The sequence below is a fragment of the Nocardia sp. CA-135953 genome (assembly GCF_050955735.1).
Classification (GTDB): domain Bacteria; phylum Actinomycetota; class Actinomycetes; order Mycobacteriales; family Mycobacteriaceae; genus Nocardia.
Map to the genome: position 1 here is coordinate 1,991,057 of NZ_CP192082.1, position 15,753 is coordinate 2,006,809.

A 15,753-nucleotide genomic window follows, 5' to 3' on the forward strand; every position below is an offset into this window, starting at 1 on the left:
CTGCATGACAACTGAGAGCATCGATCCCCGTGCGCTCGCCCGTGCCCTGATGGCCAAGCACGATGCGGGCAATGGTGCCGGTACCGACCGGGCCGGCGCGGCGACGGCGCCGGGATCCGAACGCGGTGCGGCCGATGTGCGGACCGCTCGCGGCCCGAACCTGCAGACCTCCTTCCGCGATCATCCGGGTGTGCTCGAGGCCAACGAGAAGTTCGCCGCCTTCGACGCCTGGACGCGCGAGGCGGGTGTGCTCAATCCGTACTATCTGCCGCACGACGGCATCAGCGGGGCGGTGACCAGCTTCGCGGACCGGGACATGTTGAACTTCAGCAGTTTCGGCTATCTGGATCTGGCCGCCGAGCCGCGCGTACATGCCGCCGCCATTGCCGCGATCGGCCGCTATGGGACATCCGCGGCCGCGGTGCGGATGGTCGCGGGGGAGCTACCGCTCTACAGCGAGCTGGAGCGCGAGCTCGCGCGGATCTACGACACCGAGGCCGCCATCGTGACGGCCAGTGGCTTCCTCACCAATGCGGCGGCCGTCGCCTTCCTGCTCGGAAAGCGCGATATCGCGGTCTGCGACTCACTGATCCACAACAGCATCGTCTCTGGTACCGAGTGGGCGGGTTGCAAACGCGTCACCTTCCGGCACAACGATCCCGAGTCGCTGGACGCGATTCTGGCGATGTCGCGGCGCAGCTTCGATCGGGCCCTGGTGCTGATCGAGGGCGTGTACAGCATGGACGGAGATGTGGTCCGACTGCCCGAAATCATCGAGGTGGCAAGGAAATACGACTGCTCGATCATGATCGACGAGGCGCATTCGTTCGGTGTACTCGGTGAGCGCGGGCTCGGCGCGCGCGAGCTGTTCGATCTGCCCGGCGATGCCGTCGATGTCTGGATGGGCACGCTTTCGAAGGCGCTCGGCAGCGTCGGCGGCTACCTGGCGGCCAATCGCGAACTCGTCGAAGGGTTCAAATACTCCGCCGCCGGGCTGAGCATGTACACGGCCTCACCCGCGCCGTCCGCGGCGGCGGCCGCTCTGGAGGGTCTGGCCGTGCTGCACGACGAGCCGCAACGCGTCGCGGCACTGCGGCGCAACGCCGAGTACTTCCATCGCCGGGCCCGCGAACTCGGCTTCGATACCGGCAATGGCCAGGCCACACCGATCACCCCGATCATCACCGGCGCGAACGAACCCGCGGTGCGCGCCTCGATGGAACTGCTGGAGCGCAATGTGATGGCCAATGCCATCGGACATCCGGTGGTCCCCGAGGGCGAGGCGCGATTGCGGTTCTTCATCAACTGCCGTCATACCGAGGCGCAGCTCGATCACGCATTGGACACCCTGCGGTCGGTGTTCGACGGTCTCACCACGGAAGAGGGTCACCACTCGTGAAACTGCCCGTCAGTTCTGCTCTGTTGCGAAAAGCGTTGGTGCCATTGGCATCACTGACGCTGATGGCGGTGCTGTTCGTACCGGCTCACTCGGCCATGATCACCCCGGTCGAGACCGATCCGAACAGTCCGCTGGCGAGCCGGTTCCATTTCACCGAAATGCCGATCGCGCTGCCGCCGGGGCTGCCGGAGCGCAAGATCCGGCATATCGAGCCACGGTACGAGCACGTCGTCGCCTGGATGTCCTCGGTCAACTCCGCGGCGGCGATCAACGATATCGACGGCAACGGCCGTGCCGATGATCTGTGCCTGGTCGATTCCCGATCCGATACGGTGATCGTGACGCCGACGCCGGACAGCGACACCAGCCGCTACGCACCGTTCGCACTCGACCCGGCGCCGCTGCCGACCGACGACCGGATGGCCCCGACCGGCTGTGTCCCAGGCGATTTCGACCACTCCGGGCGCATCGGTCTGATGGTGTACTACGGCGGCCGCACCCCGATCCTGTACCTGCCGCGCGCGGGAGCCAAGCATCTGGACAACAAGGCATTCCGGCCGGTGGAAATGGTGGAGCCGCCTGCCACCAAGGACGGCAGTTATCAGGGTGCGCGCTGGTTCACCCTGGCCGCCTCCGTCGCCGATTTCGACGGTGACGGCAACCCTGATGTCTATCTCGGAAACTATTTCCCGGACAGCGATTTCATCGGTCCGGACGGTCAGCACAGCCTGACCCTGAACGAATCGTTCTCCAAAGCGACCAATGCGGGGACCGACCGCATCCTCACCTTCCAGCAGGGCACCGGCGGTGCCGAACCGACCGCGGTGTACCGCGAGGTGGTCGATGCGCTCCCGGAAGGGAAGGCGAACGGCTGGACGCTGGCATCGGCCACCCAGGATCTCACCGGCGATCAACTACCCGAGCTGTATGTCGCCAACGATATGGGCCCGGATCACCTGTTCGTGAACAAGTCGACACCCGGACACATCAGCTTCGGCCTGGCCGAAGGTGAGCGCGGCCCGACGGATCCGAAGTCCTTTGTGCTCGGCCATGATTCGTTCAAGGGTATGGGCGCGGACTTCGCCGATCTCGACGGCGACGGCATGCCCGATCTGTTCGTCAGCAATATCGCGCAGCGCTGGGGCATCGTCGAAGCCAACCTCGCCTTCTACAACACCGCGGCCGATCCGAAACAAGCCGCGGTGCGACTGGAGTCGGGTGTCGCCCCGTTCGAGAACCGGGCCGTGGAGAAGGGCATAGCCTGGGACGGCTGGTGCTGGGATACCAAGGTCGCCGACTTCGACAACAGCGGCCGACCGCAGATCGTGCAGACCAACGGCATGTTCAAGGGTTCGAGTACGCGTTGGCCGCAGGTGCAGGAAATGGCCACGATGAACGACGACTTCAGCAAGTACCCGTGGGCCTGGCCGAAGTTCACCGAGGAATCGGACCTGGCGGGCAATAACCGGATCGGTTTCTTCGCCCAGGACGACAACGGCAAGTTCACCAATATCTCGCCCGCCCTGGACACCTTCGCGGCGACACCAACCCGCGGCATCGCGGTCGGTGACTCGACCGGAACCGGCAACCTCAGCTTCGCGGTCGCCAGGCAGTGGGAAGCGCCGGTCTTCTACCGCAACGAGGCACCGCATCCCGGCCAGTACCTCGGCCTGCGACTGTTGACCCCACCGACCACCGCTGCCGCCGGCGAGACAACGGTCGCGGGTAAGCCGGTGCTCGGGTCTCCGGCCCTCGGCGCCGAAGTCACCGTGACGATGCCGGACGGCAAAACCCATGTGGCACAGGTCGACGGCGGCAGTGGGCACGCGGGTAAGCGGTCCACCGATATCCACGTCGGACTCGGCGATATCGATCCCACTGCCGCGCTGTCGGTGCGACTCGCGTGGCGCGACAACCATGGCGGAGTGCACACCCAGCAGCTGCAGCTGCAACCGGGGCAACACACCCTCGTACTCGACTCCGATGCCCGGGAGGTGCACCAGTGAGTGTTCAAGCACATTCGAACGGAACAGCCGTCATCGACAACATCAACGGCTCCGAGCCCGCGCTCACCCCAGTACCGACTTGGCGGCGAAAGTGGTTGGGCGTCAATATCGAAGGACGTGATCCGCGCTATCTCGCGCTGCGCAATTTCGCGGCCTCGCTGACGATCTTCAATATCCTGGGCTTCCTGTGGCTCGGGTTCGAACAGCCGTGGCTGTGGCCGTTCCTCAGTGCGGGTACCGCATACGTGGTGGAGATGATCCTGGAGACGCTGGCGGCATGGGCCTATCGCCGCCCGGCGGGCTACCGGGGCAACGGACTTCGCGGGCTGATCGTGTTCCTGCTGCCCGCGCACATCACCGGTGTGGCCTTCAACTTCCTGATGTACGCGGCAGACCAGTTCCTGCCGATCATGTTCGGCATCACGGTCGCGGTCGGCACGAAGTGGGTGCTGCGCGCCAAGATCAACGGCAAGGTCAAGCACTTCATGAACCCGTCGAACTTCGGGATCGTGGTCGCACTGCTGGTCTTTCCGACGATCGCCGTGGTCGGTCCGTATCACTTCGTCGAGAACATCTCGGGTCCCGCCGACGCGCTGATCGTGCTCGGCCTGCTCGGCGCGGGCACCATGCTCAACGCCAAGCTGACCAAGAAGACACCGCTGATCATGGCCTGGCTCGGTGCGTATGTGCTGCAGGCGGTGGTGCGCGGCCTGCTGGACAGCAATATCTCGATCATCGCGGCGCTGCTGCCGATGACCGGTATCGCCTTCGTGCTCTACACCAACTACATGATCACCGACCCGGCAACGACACCGTTCGCCAAGCGCGATCAGATCATCTTCGGCGCCTCGGTCGGTTTGATGTACGGCGTGCTGATGGCCCTGCACGTCTCGTTCGGCTTGTTCTTCGCCCTGGTGATCGTCTGCGCGAGTCGCGGAATGTTCTGGTGGGGCCGGAATATTCGGGAGTGGCTGGCCAATCGCGCGACCGTCGTTGTGGTGGACGTCCAGGAGGCGGCACCTGAGTCGGATGAACCGGCGGCTGTTGCTCCGGAGAAGGAACCGGCGCGGTCCTCATAGCCGAAACCAACACCGCAGCAACAGAATCGAGGTTCATATGCCATCACTGATCGGACCACTTCGCTCCACTCTGCTCGGCACGAATATCGAGCAGGAACCGCTCAAACGCCCCGGCTTCGCGACACCGAGTCCGGCGACCGCCGCCGAACTAGAGCGGGTCGCCACCCACCTCTCCACGAGCATCCACGTCGCGGTGTGCAGTAAGAACAATGCGGAGTTGATCGAGCAGATCCGACAGCTGCCCGAGCAGTACCAGGGCTTCGCATTCGAGGGCGCCGCAACGGGTCTCGCGGCCGTCGACTCGATCACCCCGTTCAGTCATCGTGCCGCGGACCTGTTCACCGGTCCCGCGGCCGAACACGACCTGACCATGTACGTCGGCGTCGGTCTTGCGATGGGCAAGATTCCGAAACCGATTTGGAAGAAGGTCTTTCCGAAGCATCCGGTGTACCGCTGGCTCGCGATCGACGGATACGGCTTTTACAATGCCTTCTTCCGCACCGAGAAATACATCGAGCGCCGGCACGTCGACGAGCGGTACCCGTCCTGGATGGGGGATACCGCACCATTGAAACGGGCAGCCGATCAGGGTATCGGGCGCGCACTCTGGTTCATCGGCGGCGGCTCGGTCGAGGGTGTCGCGGCCCGGATCGCGGAGTTCGACCCGAGCAGGCATGCCGACCTGTGGAACGGCATCGGCATCGCGACCACCTTCGCCGGTGGTGTGGAAGTCGGCGAACTGGAAGCGATTCGGTCACTGGTGCCGCAGTTCCATCAGCAGTTGGCGGCGGGATCGACCATGGTCGCGAAGATCCGGCAGCAGGCCGACAGCGCCACCCCACACACCGAGGTCGCGGTGCGGACCTATACCGGCCGCACCATCGACGAGGCCGCCGCCTTGATCGACAAGGCGTTTGTCGGCATACCGGAGGACGGCACGGCCACCAGTTATCACGCTTGGCGCGACCGTCTCGGTGAACTCGCCGTACCCGGCGGGAACTGAGAATGACTGTGCGCTGGACGGATACGCATGTGATCGTCACCGGCGGCTCCGATGGCATCGGAGCCGCCGTGGCTGCCGCGTTCGCCATGCGCGGTGCGCGCGTCTCGGTCATCGCCCGGCGGGAGGCGCCGCTGCGCGCCACCGCCGAGCGGATCGGGGCCGACTGGCGCACCGCCGATGTGACCGACCGAACGGGGCTGGCGGTTGCCGTAAAAGAACTGGAGGAACGCAACGGAGCCTGCGCGGTGATCGCGTGCTGCGCGGGTCTCACCCTGCCCGGACTGTTCCTCGATATCGACAGCGATGAGTTCGGCATCCAGAGCGATGCGAACTATCTCGGCTCGGTCAATGCCATTCGATGTGTGCTGCCCGGCATGGTCGAACGTGGCGAAGGGCGTGTCCTGCTGACCAGTTCGACGGCGGCCTTCCTCGGCATCCCCGGATATTCGAGCTATGGGCCGACCAAGGCGAGCGTCCGCCAGCTCGGGCTGTGCCTGCGCTACGAAGTCGAGCCCGCCGGGGTGATGGTGTCCGTGCTGTACCCGGCCGACACCGATACTCCCGGACTCGCCAGGGAGAACCTGCGCAAACCGGCCGAGACCAAGGCCATTACCGGTTCGATCAAGCCGATGCCCGCTGCCGATGTCGGCGAAGCGGCGGTGCGCGGGCTGGAGCGCGGCCGCCACCACATCACGCTGGATCCACTGACCACGTTCTTCATGCGGTGGGCCAATCTTCCGGAGGATCTGTCCCGGCCGTTCTTCCGCCGCAGTATCGCCCGAGCACGTCGACATGCACAGCAGGAGCAGACCTGATGTCCACCACAGTCAGCGGCGGGGAAGCCTCGTTGCGTGCGCAATTGCGCCGCATCTTCACCGCGGGCCCCGGCGAGGAGGGGCGTCCGCTGCCGCTGCGCACGAAGATCAACTATGCGCTGTGGCTGACTCGTCCCGAAATCGCGCCGATGTCGGGTGCGGTCATGGTGGCCGATGTCCTGTTCAGCGCGCACACCGGCGCCGAGATCTGGTCGGCGCCGATGATCGTGGCCGCGGTAATGCTGGCCGCCGCGATTCAACTGTTGCACGTCGCCAATTGCCTGGCCGATCGCTGGGTGGACGTCGAATACAAATCCAAGTTCTCCCGCATGGTTCGAGATCTCGGCGTGCGATTCGTGGCCTGGCAGATCTACCTCACCACCGCGGGCATCGGCGTCGGGGCCGGCTACCTCGCCGTGGCGACCGGGCATCTCGATCTGCTGCTGATCATTCCGGTCGGCACCCTGTTGTTGCTCGAATATTCGCTGCCGCCTTGGCATTTCAAAGCCGCCGGATTCTGGCAGATCCCCTGGACCTACATCATGACCATGGTGTTTCCAGGCATTGTCGTGCTCCGGCTGTACGACCGGCCGATCGAAATACCCGCGCTCATCGCCATTCTCGGCTTGGGGCTGACGACCACCGGAGTTTTCGTCGCGAACACCGCCGAAGACATTCCGGAAGATACCGAGCACGGATTCCGGACCTCGGTGGTAGCGCTCGGTCTGCGCGTCTCGCTGTTCGAGTCGATGACGCGGGTCACCGTCGGCGCCGCTCTCGTGGCGGGCTCTGTCGTCGCCATGGTGGGCTTTACCTGGACATTGCTCGTATATGTCGTTGGTGTGTCGATCGTTGTCGGCTACCTGGGCCGGACCCAGCTCGGCACCTGGGGCAAGCCGCTGGACGACGCCATGCCGCTGGTCCGATCGCAGGCGAAACTGTTCGTATACATGGTCGCGCTCGTGGCCTGGGCGGCCGTCGTTCCGGCTGCCGCGGTGTTCTGCCTGCGATGAGCGGATCGCGAAAGAATATGGATCCACGATCATCATGACCACCGAGATTCGCTCCGATCGCGAGGCTCTGCTCGTCGAACTGGTCGATGAGCACGGCCGCGCGATCGGATCACGTTCCGTGGCCGAGGCACACCGTCCGCCCGGGTATCTGCACCGCGCCTTCTCAATACTGCTGTACGACGCGTCCGGACGGATCTTGCTGCAGCGCCGGTCGGCAGTCAAAACCCGCTTCCCGCAACGCTTTTCGAACACCTGCTGTGGCCATCCCGCACCCGGCCAGGATGTGGTCGCGGCAGCATCGATCCGGCTGATGGAGGAATTGAACCTGACCGTCACGGAGTTGACCGCGGCGGGTATCTACCGCTATCGGGCCGCCGACCCACGCGGCGATCAGGTGGAGCACGAATGGGATCACGTGCTGGTCGGCGTCATATCCGACGACGTACCCGACCCCAACCCGGCCGAGGTCTCCGAATGCGCCTGGGCCGACCCCGCCGAGCTGCTCGGACATATCTCGACGGCACCCGAGTCCTATACCCCTTGGCTGCGAGGTGTCCTCGAGATCGCCACGCATGCAGCTGATTTCACTCATGTGGGCATCAAGAAGCCCTCAACCAGGGGCTCGGTTGGTGGGTTTCCTGATGGCATAGGCAGCACCAGGAGACGCTGAGATAACGAGCAGCGAGCTCGCCGGAATCCCGACCGAAGCGATGCAATTGCAGAACGCATATGCCCGTACGACCGAAACGCGCGACTGATACCTCCTCCGCCCACCGCCCAGACAGCACCTTGCGGACCACCAACCGAAGTATCGGACGAGAATGCGCTGATGGAGAGGCGCTCTCGACATCTGCCGCCACGATTACATTCTCGACCGATAGCGGCTCGGGGGACACCTTAGTCGGCTTCCGGCCAACTGTCCTCGATGATCAGGTGGCCGGATCGCATTGCCTGCGTGTACTGTTCGGCGACCGCGGGGGTGGGGTAGGTGGGCCAGTAGGAGATGGCGCCGGTGGGTTTGTCGATGACGCAGACCGAACCGCCGATGGTCGGGGGCAGCGGGGGGTTGTGTGGGTCGATACCCGGTGGGGGCGCGAAGATGGCGACGACGGTGAACCCCGCGTCGAATTCGGTGAGCAAATTGCTGATGCCGTCATCGGTGGACAGGTAGTGGTCGGCGAGGCGTTGTGCCTCGGCGAGATCCACGGGGGTGCTCGCCTCGGTGGGGTAGGCGTGGATATCCATGTCAGAGAATTTACGGCCAAAGGCGAACGGGCCGTGGTCATTCGAAGTGGACGGTGGCGATCATCCGGCGGGCCAGGGTTTCGGGATCGGAGCTGTCACCGAGTGTCGAATCCCGTAGTGCTCCTTCGCGCCACAGTGCCGCGAAGCCGTGGACCAGTGACCAGGCGGCGAGGCGGGTGGCTTGTTGCTGCTCAACGGTGTTGTCGGGCTGCATGACCGAGACTCCGGAGCGCAGCGCCGCACCCGCCGCCGTGCGGGCGGCGACCAAACGTTCGTCGTCGGCATGCAGGAGTTCGCGCCGGAACATCACATCGAAATGGCCGGGATGTTCGCGGGCGAAGCGCGTGTAGGCGACCGCGACCTCGCGGAATTCCGGTCCGGCCGCGGCCAGTTGCTCGGCGAGCAGGTCGAAACCTTCGATGGCGAGTGCGGTCAATAGCCCCGCGCGATCACCGAAGTGGTGCGCGGGGGCCGCGTGCGAGACATCGGCCCGGCGGGCCAGCCCGCGCAGGGATACCGCGTCGACGCCGTCGGTCGCGATCTGATCGGCGGCCGCGGCCAGGATGGTGGCCCGCAGATCGCCGTGGTGATAGCTGCTCTTCGCCATGCCTCGATGGTCGCCCATAATCTAGGCATTGACAAGTTTCCCGCTCAGACCTAATTTAGTCACTGTCAAGATTTGGTGCTCGACCCACAGGAGACTCTGATGGCACCGCTGGTTGTACTCATCGTCATCGCCGGACTCGCTCGGTTCATCGGCTGGCTCGGCAACCTCGGTTGGCTCGACTCCTGGCCGCACGCCGCCGCACTCGGGCTCGCCGCGATGTTCGCCCTCACCGCGAGCGCACACTTCGTCGAGCCGAAGCGCGGCGCACTCATCGCCATGGTGCCGCCGCGGCTGCCCAACCCGGCGGGCTGGGTGACTTTCACGGGCTTGCTCGAAATCGGCGGCGCGATCGGTCTTTTGATCCCGCCCGTCGCCAAACTGGCCGCTGCGGGCCTGATCCTGCTGCTGATCGTGATGTTCCCGGCGAATATCCGTGCGGCACGGGCGGATATCGGCATCAAGACCATGCCGCTGCCGCTACGCACCATCGTGCAGGGCATCTTCCTCGGCGCGGGCGCGCTCGTCCTGCTCGGCTGATCCGCGAAACCCGCGTCGGCACACCGAATTCCGATGTGCCGACGCCTGTGGTGCCAGCGCCTCACGGGTTGCGTGTTGCGGTTCTGATCGGCAGCACCGCGAAGGTCCCTTGATACCGACCTGCGACAGCTGCACGCTGGCCGGTTGGGATCGCGACGCTCGAATCTATCGCCGGCCGCTGTGGCACGACCGCACTGCGGTCCCAGAGATCGTGCTGCCCGCCGACGCGCGACACGGTGCGGATTCGATCACCCGGCTGTTCCGCATGACCGTGGAGATCCGCGATGCACTGCCGCACCTCGGTTCCTGCCTCCCGGCCGAGACCCTGCCACCGCACAAGGTTGAATAGGACTGGGAGATAACCGATTACGCACACCGACTGGCACACACCGTGCGTGCCGGAAGGGCTGGCGAACGGCCCGCCGTGGTCGGATCCAGCCTCCGGCCGCCCAGCACGGCACACGATTTCGCCGCCGAACTCCGGCATCTGCTCGGCCCCGCCCGCGCCTGGCCGAAGACCGCGGCGCGATGAAGTTCGCACCGGGTGCCGCGGGCCCGGAACGGCCATAGGCTGTGTCCATGACCTACACGATCGTCTCTCGGCAGTTCGACCTCGATGTGGACGGCTCATCGCTGACCGGTTATCTGGCACGACCGGAGGGCGACAGCACATTTCCGGCCGTCTTGGTCGGCGCCGAGTTGTGGGGACTCACCGAGGACGCGCGCCGGATCGTCGATCGGGTCGCCGAGCTCGGCTATGTGGCCTTCGTGGTGAACGTCTATCACCGCTCGGGTCCGGAAACGGCCGCGGGACTGGCCGAGACCGACGAGAATCGGACGCGTGCCTTCGGCCTGCTCGGCGAGCTCACCCGCGACGGTGTCGAGGCCGACTTCCGGGCCGCCATCGCCTACGCCCGCGAGCACGGCGGCGCCACCGACAAGACCGGTGTGCTCGGCTTCAGCCTCGGCGGCCATCTGGCCTACTTCGCAGCTACCCGACTGGACCTGGATGCCGCGGCAATCTTCTACCCCGGTTGGCTGACCACGGCGGGCACCGCGCTGAGCAGGCCCGAGTCGCTGCTGGCCGCGACCGAGAACATCGCCAAGGGTGATGTGCGGCTGCTGCTGTTTTTCGCCGAACTCGATCACGTCATCGATGCCGAACAGCGCGAACAAGTCGAGGCGGCCTTGAATCAGGCCGGTGTGCGGCACGAATCGGTGGTTTACCCGGGCGCGAAGCATGCTTTCTTCTTCCCCGGCCGGGAACCGTACGACGAAGCCGCCGCCGCGGATTCGTGGCAGCGCACCGCCGACCTGTTCGCCACTGAATTGGGCTGAGCCCGAACCGGATACGACGAGAGCCCGATCGGCCCTGTCTCCCCCTCCGAAGACAGGCCCGATCGGGCTGTAATAAATATTCCTCGGAGAGCTTGACAGGGCCTTAAAGGAGCCTTAATGGAGACGTGGCAGCCGGATCAGTGCCGCTTGGCGCCGAGCTGGGCCAGGAATTCCGCATTGGTCGGAGCCTGTCGCAGGCCCTCCAGCAGCAGATCGGTGGACTGCTGACCGTCCACCGCGGCGAGGGTGCGGCGCAGCAGTTGGGTGGCCGCCAATTCGTGCGGGGTGAGCAGCAATTCGTCCTTGCGGGTGCTGGACTGCGCGATATCGACGGCCGGGAAGACCCGGCGGCTCGCGGTCGCGCGGTCCAGTTTCAGCTCGGCATTGCCGGTGCCCTTGTACTCCTCGAAGATCACGGTGTCGGCTAGCGAACCGGTCTCCACCAGGGTGGTGGCGATAATGGTGAGCGAGCCGCCGTTCTCGAAATTGCGTGCGGCGCCGAGGAATTTCTTCGGCGGCGCGAGCGCCGCGGCATCGACGCCACCGGAAAGTACCCGCCCGGAGGACGGTGCGGCGTTGTTGTACGCGCGGGCGAGGCGAGTCAGCGAATCGAGCAGCACGACGACATCCCTGCCCATTTCGGCTAGGCGCTTGGCATGGTCGATGGCGAGTTCGGCCAACGCGATCTGCTCGCGCGGGGTTTGGTCGAAGGTGGCGGCGGCGACGTCGGCGGGTACCGACCTGGCCAGATCGGTGACCTCCTCGGGACGCTCGCCGACCAGTACGAGCATCAGTTCGCACTCCGGGTGGTTCTTCGCGATACCGTGCGCGATCGCTTGCAGCGCAGAGGTTTTGCCTGCCTTCGGCGGTGCGACGATGAGTGCGCGTTGCCCCTTGCCGATGGGCATGACCAGATCGGTGACCCGGGTGGTCATGGCATGTGGTTCGGTTTCCAGACGCAACCGCTGGTTGGGATAGATGGGGATCAGGTCCTCGAAGTTGGACCGGGCGCGCTCGGGATCCTGACCGTTGACCGATTCGATGCGGACCAGCGGATCGAGCTTGCCGCTACGTGCGGGTTCGGCGGTGCCGATAATGAAATCGCCACGGCGCAAACCGAATTCGCGGATGAGTCGGGGTGGTACGTGCACGTCATGCGGGCCGGGGAGGTAGCCGTCGACCCGGAGGGCGGCGGCGCGATTGTCGGCGATATCGAGGATGCCGCTGACGGATCGTACGGGGTGCTGAACGGTCTCGGCCGCCGCGTCCCCGTCTTGTGATACGGGAAATATGTTGTCTTTCATGGGTTTTCCTTTGCAGGGGGTACGGCGAACGGCCGTGTGAGGCAGCGGCGAGTTGGCGCGCTGCGGTGAATGTCCCTGTGGGCTCCGGGAACGAGGTGGACCACTATCATGGTCGGGAAGTCGAGAAATCTTGCGGGAGTTCGGCTCTGATCGGCCGGGATACCAACATCCACAAGGACAGGGCCGAGGATACATCGTCCAACTGGTGGTACGCAATGGTCACAACTCGGTCACGGCGAACGGAGCAGGTCACGTTTCCGTATCGGTAGCCGCACCCGCGAACGGCTCGGCGGTGTGTCTCGTATCAGTCCATATCCGGCCAGACCGACCGAAGGCAGGAGCTGCAATGGCCGACCTCGAACCGTTCTACCAGCAAGTCCAATCGCACTACGACGTCTCCGACGACTTCTACCGGCTGTTCCTCGACCCGTCGATGACCTACAGCTGCGCCTACTTCGAGCGCGACGATATGACCCTCGAACAAGCCCAACTCGCCAAGATCGATCTCGCGCTCGGCAAACTGGACCTGCGACCAGGGATGACTCTGCTCGATATCGGATGCGGTTGGGGCGCAACGATGTTCCGTGCGGTCGAGCTTTACGGCGTGAAGGTCGTCGGGCTCACGTTGAGCCACAATCAGTACGAGCACGTCCGCTCGGAGATCGGTCGGCGCGGTGTGGCGGGCGTCGAGATCCGGCTGCAGGGCTGGGAGGAGTTCGACGGGGGTGTGGACCGGATCGTCAGCATCGGTGCGTTCGAACATTTCCGCCGCGAGCGGTACCAGGCATTTTTCGAGCGCTGCTACCGCATGCTGCCGCCCGATGGCCGGATGCTGCTGCATACGATCATCGGCCATACCCTCAACGACCTGCGGCGCATGAATATTCCGGTGACCAGGGAGGCCGCGCTTTTCCACATCTTCATCAGGCGCGAGATCTTTCCCGGCGGGCAGCTGCCCCAGCCCGCCGAGGTCACCCGCCTGGCCGGGCAGGCCGGATTCGGCACCGAGTGGATCCAGCCGCTGCGGCTGCATTACGCACGCACGCTGGATCAGTGGGCGCACGCGCTGGCGGACCAGCACGACGAGGCGGTGCGGATCGCCTCGGAGGAGGTCTACGCCAGATATTTGAAATACCTCACCGGATGTGCCCGGTACTTCCGCAGCGGGCACATCGATGTCATGCAGTTCACATTGGCGAAGTGAGGGATCAGAGGACGGCTTGGGTCTGGGTCACCTTGGCGACGAGTTTGTCCGCGTCATCACGGATTTCGGTCTCCACCACGATGAACGACCGTCCCGCGTGCAGCGGTCGCGCCGTCGCGGTCGCATAGCCGGAACGCACGGCCCGCAGGAAATTCGTCTTGGATTCGACCGTCGTCGTGCCCTGCCTGCCCTCGGGCAGATTCAGGAACGCACACACCGCGGCGGTGCCATCGGCGAGAGGCCCTCATAGTGTGCTCAGCTCATCCGGGTCACGACTGCGCCGGGCAGATGCGGCAGCACCACATCGATGAGCCGCCACGGCCATCCCGGAACGCAGGCGCGAATCTTCTCGCGCTCGATCGCCCGCACCATCCCCGCCACGCCCTTCGCCAATGGCGTGACCATGCGTGCGTCACCGGCCTTCGCCGCCATATCGGTGGCGATGAATCCGGGAAGCAGTGTGGTCACCGCGATCGGTGAGTTGGCGAATTCGACGGTGAGCGCCGCACCGAGCGCGGCCAGTCCGGCCTTGCTCGCGGAATACGCGGCCTTCTTGCCCGGCAGTCCGCGCACCGCGCTCATCGACGACACCAGCACCAGATGCCCCGACTCCTGGGCACGAAAGATCTCCAGTGCCGCCTCGGTCTGGGCGAGGGCGCTGACGAAATTGGTGGTGGCCGTCGCGATATTGGCATCCGCGCGGCCGGTGCCGATCCGCGCGCCCTTGCCGATGCCGGCATTGACGATCACCCGATCCACTCCGCCGAGTTCATCGCGCAGTTCCGCGAAAACCCGTGGGACGGCCGCATGGTCATCGACGTCGAGCGCGCGGACCGCGACGGTAATGCCCGGGTGCGCGGCGGTGAGTTCGTCGCGCAGGGCCTCGAGCGCGTCCAGGCGCCGGGCGCATAGAGCGAGGTCACGGCTCATGGCGGCGAAATCTCGCGCCATGGCCGCACCGAGTCCGGCGCTCGCGCCGGTGATCAGGATTTTGCTCCGCGTCATGGTTGCGAACCTAGCGGCTACTGAACGCGAGTCAATATCCCGGGGGTTCGACTCAGCCGCCGAATGAGCCCGTGCTCGGTGGCACCATGTGCCAGGCGCCGCAGTTCACCGTTTTGAAGGCGACATCGGTCGGCGCGATCTCGGCACGGACCGGACGGTTTCTGGTGAAGTCGTTATTGATGATGTAGTGCTGATCGGTGTTATCGCCGTCGACCTTGCGCAGCCGCCGCCAGTCGCAGCCGACCGCCGGGTCGGGGGTGCCCTGGCCCTCCCAGGTACCGGGGAAGATGTCGACGCCGACCAGATAGACACCATCCTCGGTGATGGTGTTGCTGGGCTGGGCGGCCGCGGTGCCGGTGCCCAGCAGTGTCACGGTGGACGCCATTGCCCCCGCGATCACGAGCGTGCTTGCACGCATACTGCTGTCTCCTCGAATTGCGCTCTGGCCGCCACTGGCGGCTGACCTGCGGAAATCCCCGTATCTCCGGGGCAAAGGTCTACCAGACTCGGTGGTCGATTTCGGTGGAATCGCCAGATTCCGCCTCGGGCGTGATTCCACTCGCCCGGATTCCGGCGATATCTCTTATATGAGTGGTATTTGTCCGGTGGTCGATGTCGCGGGCAGGCGGTCGACTTGCGGGGTGGCATGTGCTGGGCTCTGTACCGACGACGGGCTCGCCTCCGTGCTAGCCGCGGACCGGGCGCTACTACATTGGCGCGCCATGCGCGGACTCGGCGATTCGGGCCTCGCCGAACACGCGGTGCAGGAGACGTTGTTGCGAGCTTGGCGCTCGTGCTCGGGGTTCGATGAACGCAAAGGCACGGTGCGCACCTGGCTGCTCGCCATCGAACGCAATGTCATGATCGATATCGCCCGCGCCCGCGCCGCCCGGCCCGCCGATACCGGATGGGATGAGATCACCGAACTCAGCGATGTCCGCTTCGCGAATCCGGACTTCGCCGAACGTCTCGTCGACGGTCTGCTCGTCGCCGATCTACTCGCCAGGCTGCCCGAACTGCAGCGTACGGCCGTGGTGGAGGTGATCCTGCGGGACCGGGCCTATCAAGAGGTGGCCGATGACTTCGGCGTCCCGGTCGGCACGGTCAAGACCCGGGTGCACTATGCGCTGCGGTCGTTGCGCCGCTTGCCGATCGGGGCCTGAGCCGGCATCCGGCTGGCAATTCCCGTTTCACGGCG

At 65.2% G+C, this 15,753-nt stretch carries 16 protein-coding genes and 2 pseudogenes; 12 read left to right on the top strand and 6 right to left on the bottom strand.

Annotated elements, in window-relative coordinates; all coding sequences use genetic code 11:
• Positions 1-4: 4 nt before the first annotated feature.
• The 7 genes from ACQPXH_RS09200 to idi are packed head-to-tail and all read left to right on the top strand — an operon-like array spanning position 5 to position 7,985.
• The gene (locus ACQPXH_RS09200) at positions 5-1,399 is read left to right on the top strand and encodes an aminotransferase class I/II-fold pyridoxal phosphate-dependent enzyme (protein WP_433601879.1); all 1,395 of its coding nucleotides are present in this window, start codon (positions 5-7) and stop codon (positions 1,397-1,399) included.
• Positions 1,396-3,405, top strand: a complete 2,010-nt coding sequence (locus tag ACQPXH_RS09205) for a CRTAC1 family protein (protein WP_433601881.1) — start codon at positions 1,396-1,398, stop codon at positions 3,403-3,405. Before ACQPXH_RS09200 ends, ACQPXH_RS09205 begins: the two co-directional genes overlap by 4 nt.
• Positions 3,402-4,484 (top strand): enediyne biosynthesis protein, encoded by a 1,083-nt coding sequence (locus ACQPXH_RS09210; protein WP_433601883.1) that lies wholly within the window; start codon positions 3,402-3,404, stop codon positions 4,482-4,484. The genes ACQPXH_RS09205 and ACQPXH_RS09210 overlap by 4 nt, the downstream gene beginning before the upstream one ends.
• A gap of 37 nt (positions 4,485-4,521) precedes the next feature.
• Positions 4,522-5,487 carry a DUF1702 family protein gene (locus tag ACQPXH_RS09215; RefSeq protein ID WP_433601884.1) on the top strand — a complete coding sequence of 322 codons (966 nt, stop codon included), beginning with the start codon at positions 4,522-4,524 and terminating at the stop codon, positions 5,485-5,487.
• 2 nt (positions 5,488-5,489) lie between these two features.
• Positions 5,490-6,302 (top strand): SDR family oxidoreductase, encoded by an 813-nt coding sequence (locus ACQPXH_RS09220; protein ID WP_433601886.1) that lies wholly within the window; start codon positions 5,490-5,492, stop codon positions 6,300-6,302.
• Positions 6,302-7,315, top strand: a complete 1,014-nt coding sequence (locus ACQPXH_RS09225; protein ID WP_433601888.1) for a UbiA family prenyltransferase — start codon at positions 6,302-6,304, stop codon at positions 7,313-7,315. The genes ACQPXH_RS09220 and ACQPXH_RS09225 overlap by 1 nt, the downstream gene beginning before the upstream one ends.
• A gap of 34 nt (positions 7,316-7,349) precedes the next feature.
• A complete protein-coding gene (gene idi, locus ACQPXH_RS09230; RefSeq protein WP_433601889.1) occupies positions 7,350-7,985 on the top strand; it encodes an isopentenyl-diphosphate Delta-isomerase in 636 nt (211 codons plus the stop codon).
• A gap of 227 nt (positions 7,986-8,212) precedes the next feature.
• On the opposite strand, the gene ACQPXH_RS09235 is transcribed toward idi, so the two are convergent.
• Positions 8,213-8,560: a hypothetical protein gene (locus ACQPXH_RS09235; protein WP_433601891.1), complete on the bottom strand. Its 348-nt coding sequence runs from the start codon at positions 8,558-8,560 to the stop codon at positions 8,213-8,215.
• Between the two features lie 37 nt (positions 8,561-8,597).
• Positions 8,598-9,167: a TetR/AcrR family transcriptional regulator gene (locus ACQPXH_RS09240; RefSeq protein WP_433601893.1), complete on the bottom strand. Its 570-nt coding sequence runs from the start codon at positions 9,165-9,167 to the stop codon at positions 8,598-8,600.
• A 99-nt stretch (positions 9,168-9,266) separates the two neighbouring features.
• On the opposite strand from ACQPXH_RS09240, the gene ACQPXH_RS09245 reads away from it, so the two are divergent.
• The 3 genes from ACQPXH_RS09245 (at position 9,267) to ACQPXH_RS09255 (ending at position 11,042) form a co-directional block, all read left to right on the top strand.
• On the top strand, positions 9,267-9,704 hold the full coding sequence (locus ACQPXH_RS09245; protein WP_433601895.1) for a DoxX family protein: 438 nt from the start codon (positions 9,267-9,269) through the stop codon (positions 9,702-9,704).
• A gap of 109 nt (positions 9,705-9,813) precedes the next feature.
• Entirely contained in the window at positions 9,814-10,053 is a 240-nt protein-coding gene (locus ACQPXH_RS09250; RefSeq protein WP_433601897.1) for a DUF6545 domain-containing protein, read from the top strand.
• A gap of 230 nt (positions 10,054-10,283) precedes the next feature.
• Complete coding sequence (locus ACQPXH_RS09255; protein WP_433601899.1) at positions 10,284-11,042, top strand: dienelactone hydrolase family protein; 759 nt, start codon at positions 10,284-10,286, stop codon at positions 11,040-11,042.
• Between the two features lie 137 nt (positions 11,043-11,179).
• Here the strand turns inward: ACQPXH_RS09255 and ACQPXH_RS09260 are convergent.
• A pseudogene (locus ACQPXH_RS09260) lies at positions 11,180-12,313 on the bottom strand (transcription termination factor Rho, short form); the annotation flags it as partial.
• 379 nt (positions 12,314-12,692) lie between these two features.
• Here ACQPXH_RS09260 and ACQPXH_RS09265 point away from each other — a divergent pair.
• Positions 12,693-13,550 (top strand): cyclopropane mycolic acid synthase family methyltransferase, encoded by an 858-nt coding sequence (locus tag ACQPXH_RS09265; RefSeq protein ID WP_433601901.1) that lies wholly within the window; start codon positions 12,693-12,695, stop codon positions 13,548-13,550.
• Positions 13,551-13,554: 4 nt separating this feature from the next.
• On the opposite strand, the pseudogene ACQPXH_RS09270 reads toward ACQPXH_RS09265, so the two are convergent.
• The 3 genes and pseudogenes from ACQPXH_RS09270 to ACQPXH_RS09280 all read right to left on the bottom strand — a co-directional run.
• Positions 13,555-13,788: pseudogene (locus tag ACQPXH_RS09270) on the bottom strand (PaaI family thioesterase); the annotation flags it as partial.
• 17 nt (positions 13,789-13,805) lie between these two features.
• Positions 13,806-14,555 carry an SDR family oxidoreductase gene (locus ACQPXH_RS09275; RefSeq protein ID WP_433601903.1) on the bottom strand — a complete coding sequence of 250 codons (750 nt, stop codon included), beginning with the start codon at positions 14,553-14,555 and terminating at the stop codon, positions 13,806-13,808.
• 52 nt (positions 14,556-14,607) lie between these two features.
• Positions 14,608-14,973: a hypothetical protein gene (locus tag ACQPXH_RS09280; protein ID WP_433601905.1), complete on the bottom strand. Its 366-nt coding sequence runs from the start codon at positions 14,971-14,973 to the stop codon at positions 14,608-14,610.
• Between the two features lie 265 nt (positions 14,974-15,238).
• On the opposite strand from ACQPXH_RS09280, the gene ACQPXH_RS09285 reads away from it, so the two are divergent.
• The gene (locus tag ACQPXH_RS09285) at positions 15,239-15,718 is read left to right on the top strand and encodes a sigma-70 family RNA polymerase sigma factor (RefSeq protein ID WP_433601907.1); all 480 of its coding nucleotides are present in this window, start codon (positions 15,239-15,241) and stop codon (positions 15,716-15,718) included.
• Positions 15,719-15,753: the final 35 nt, after the last annotated feature.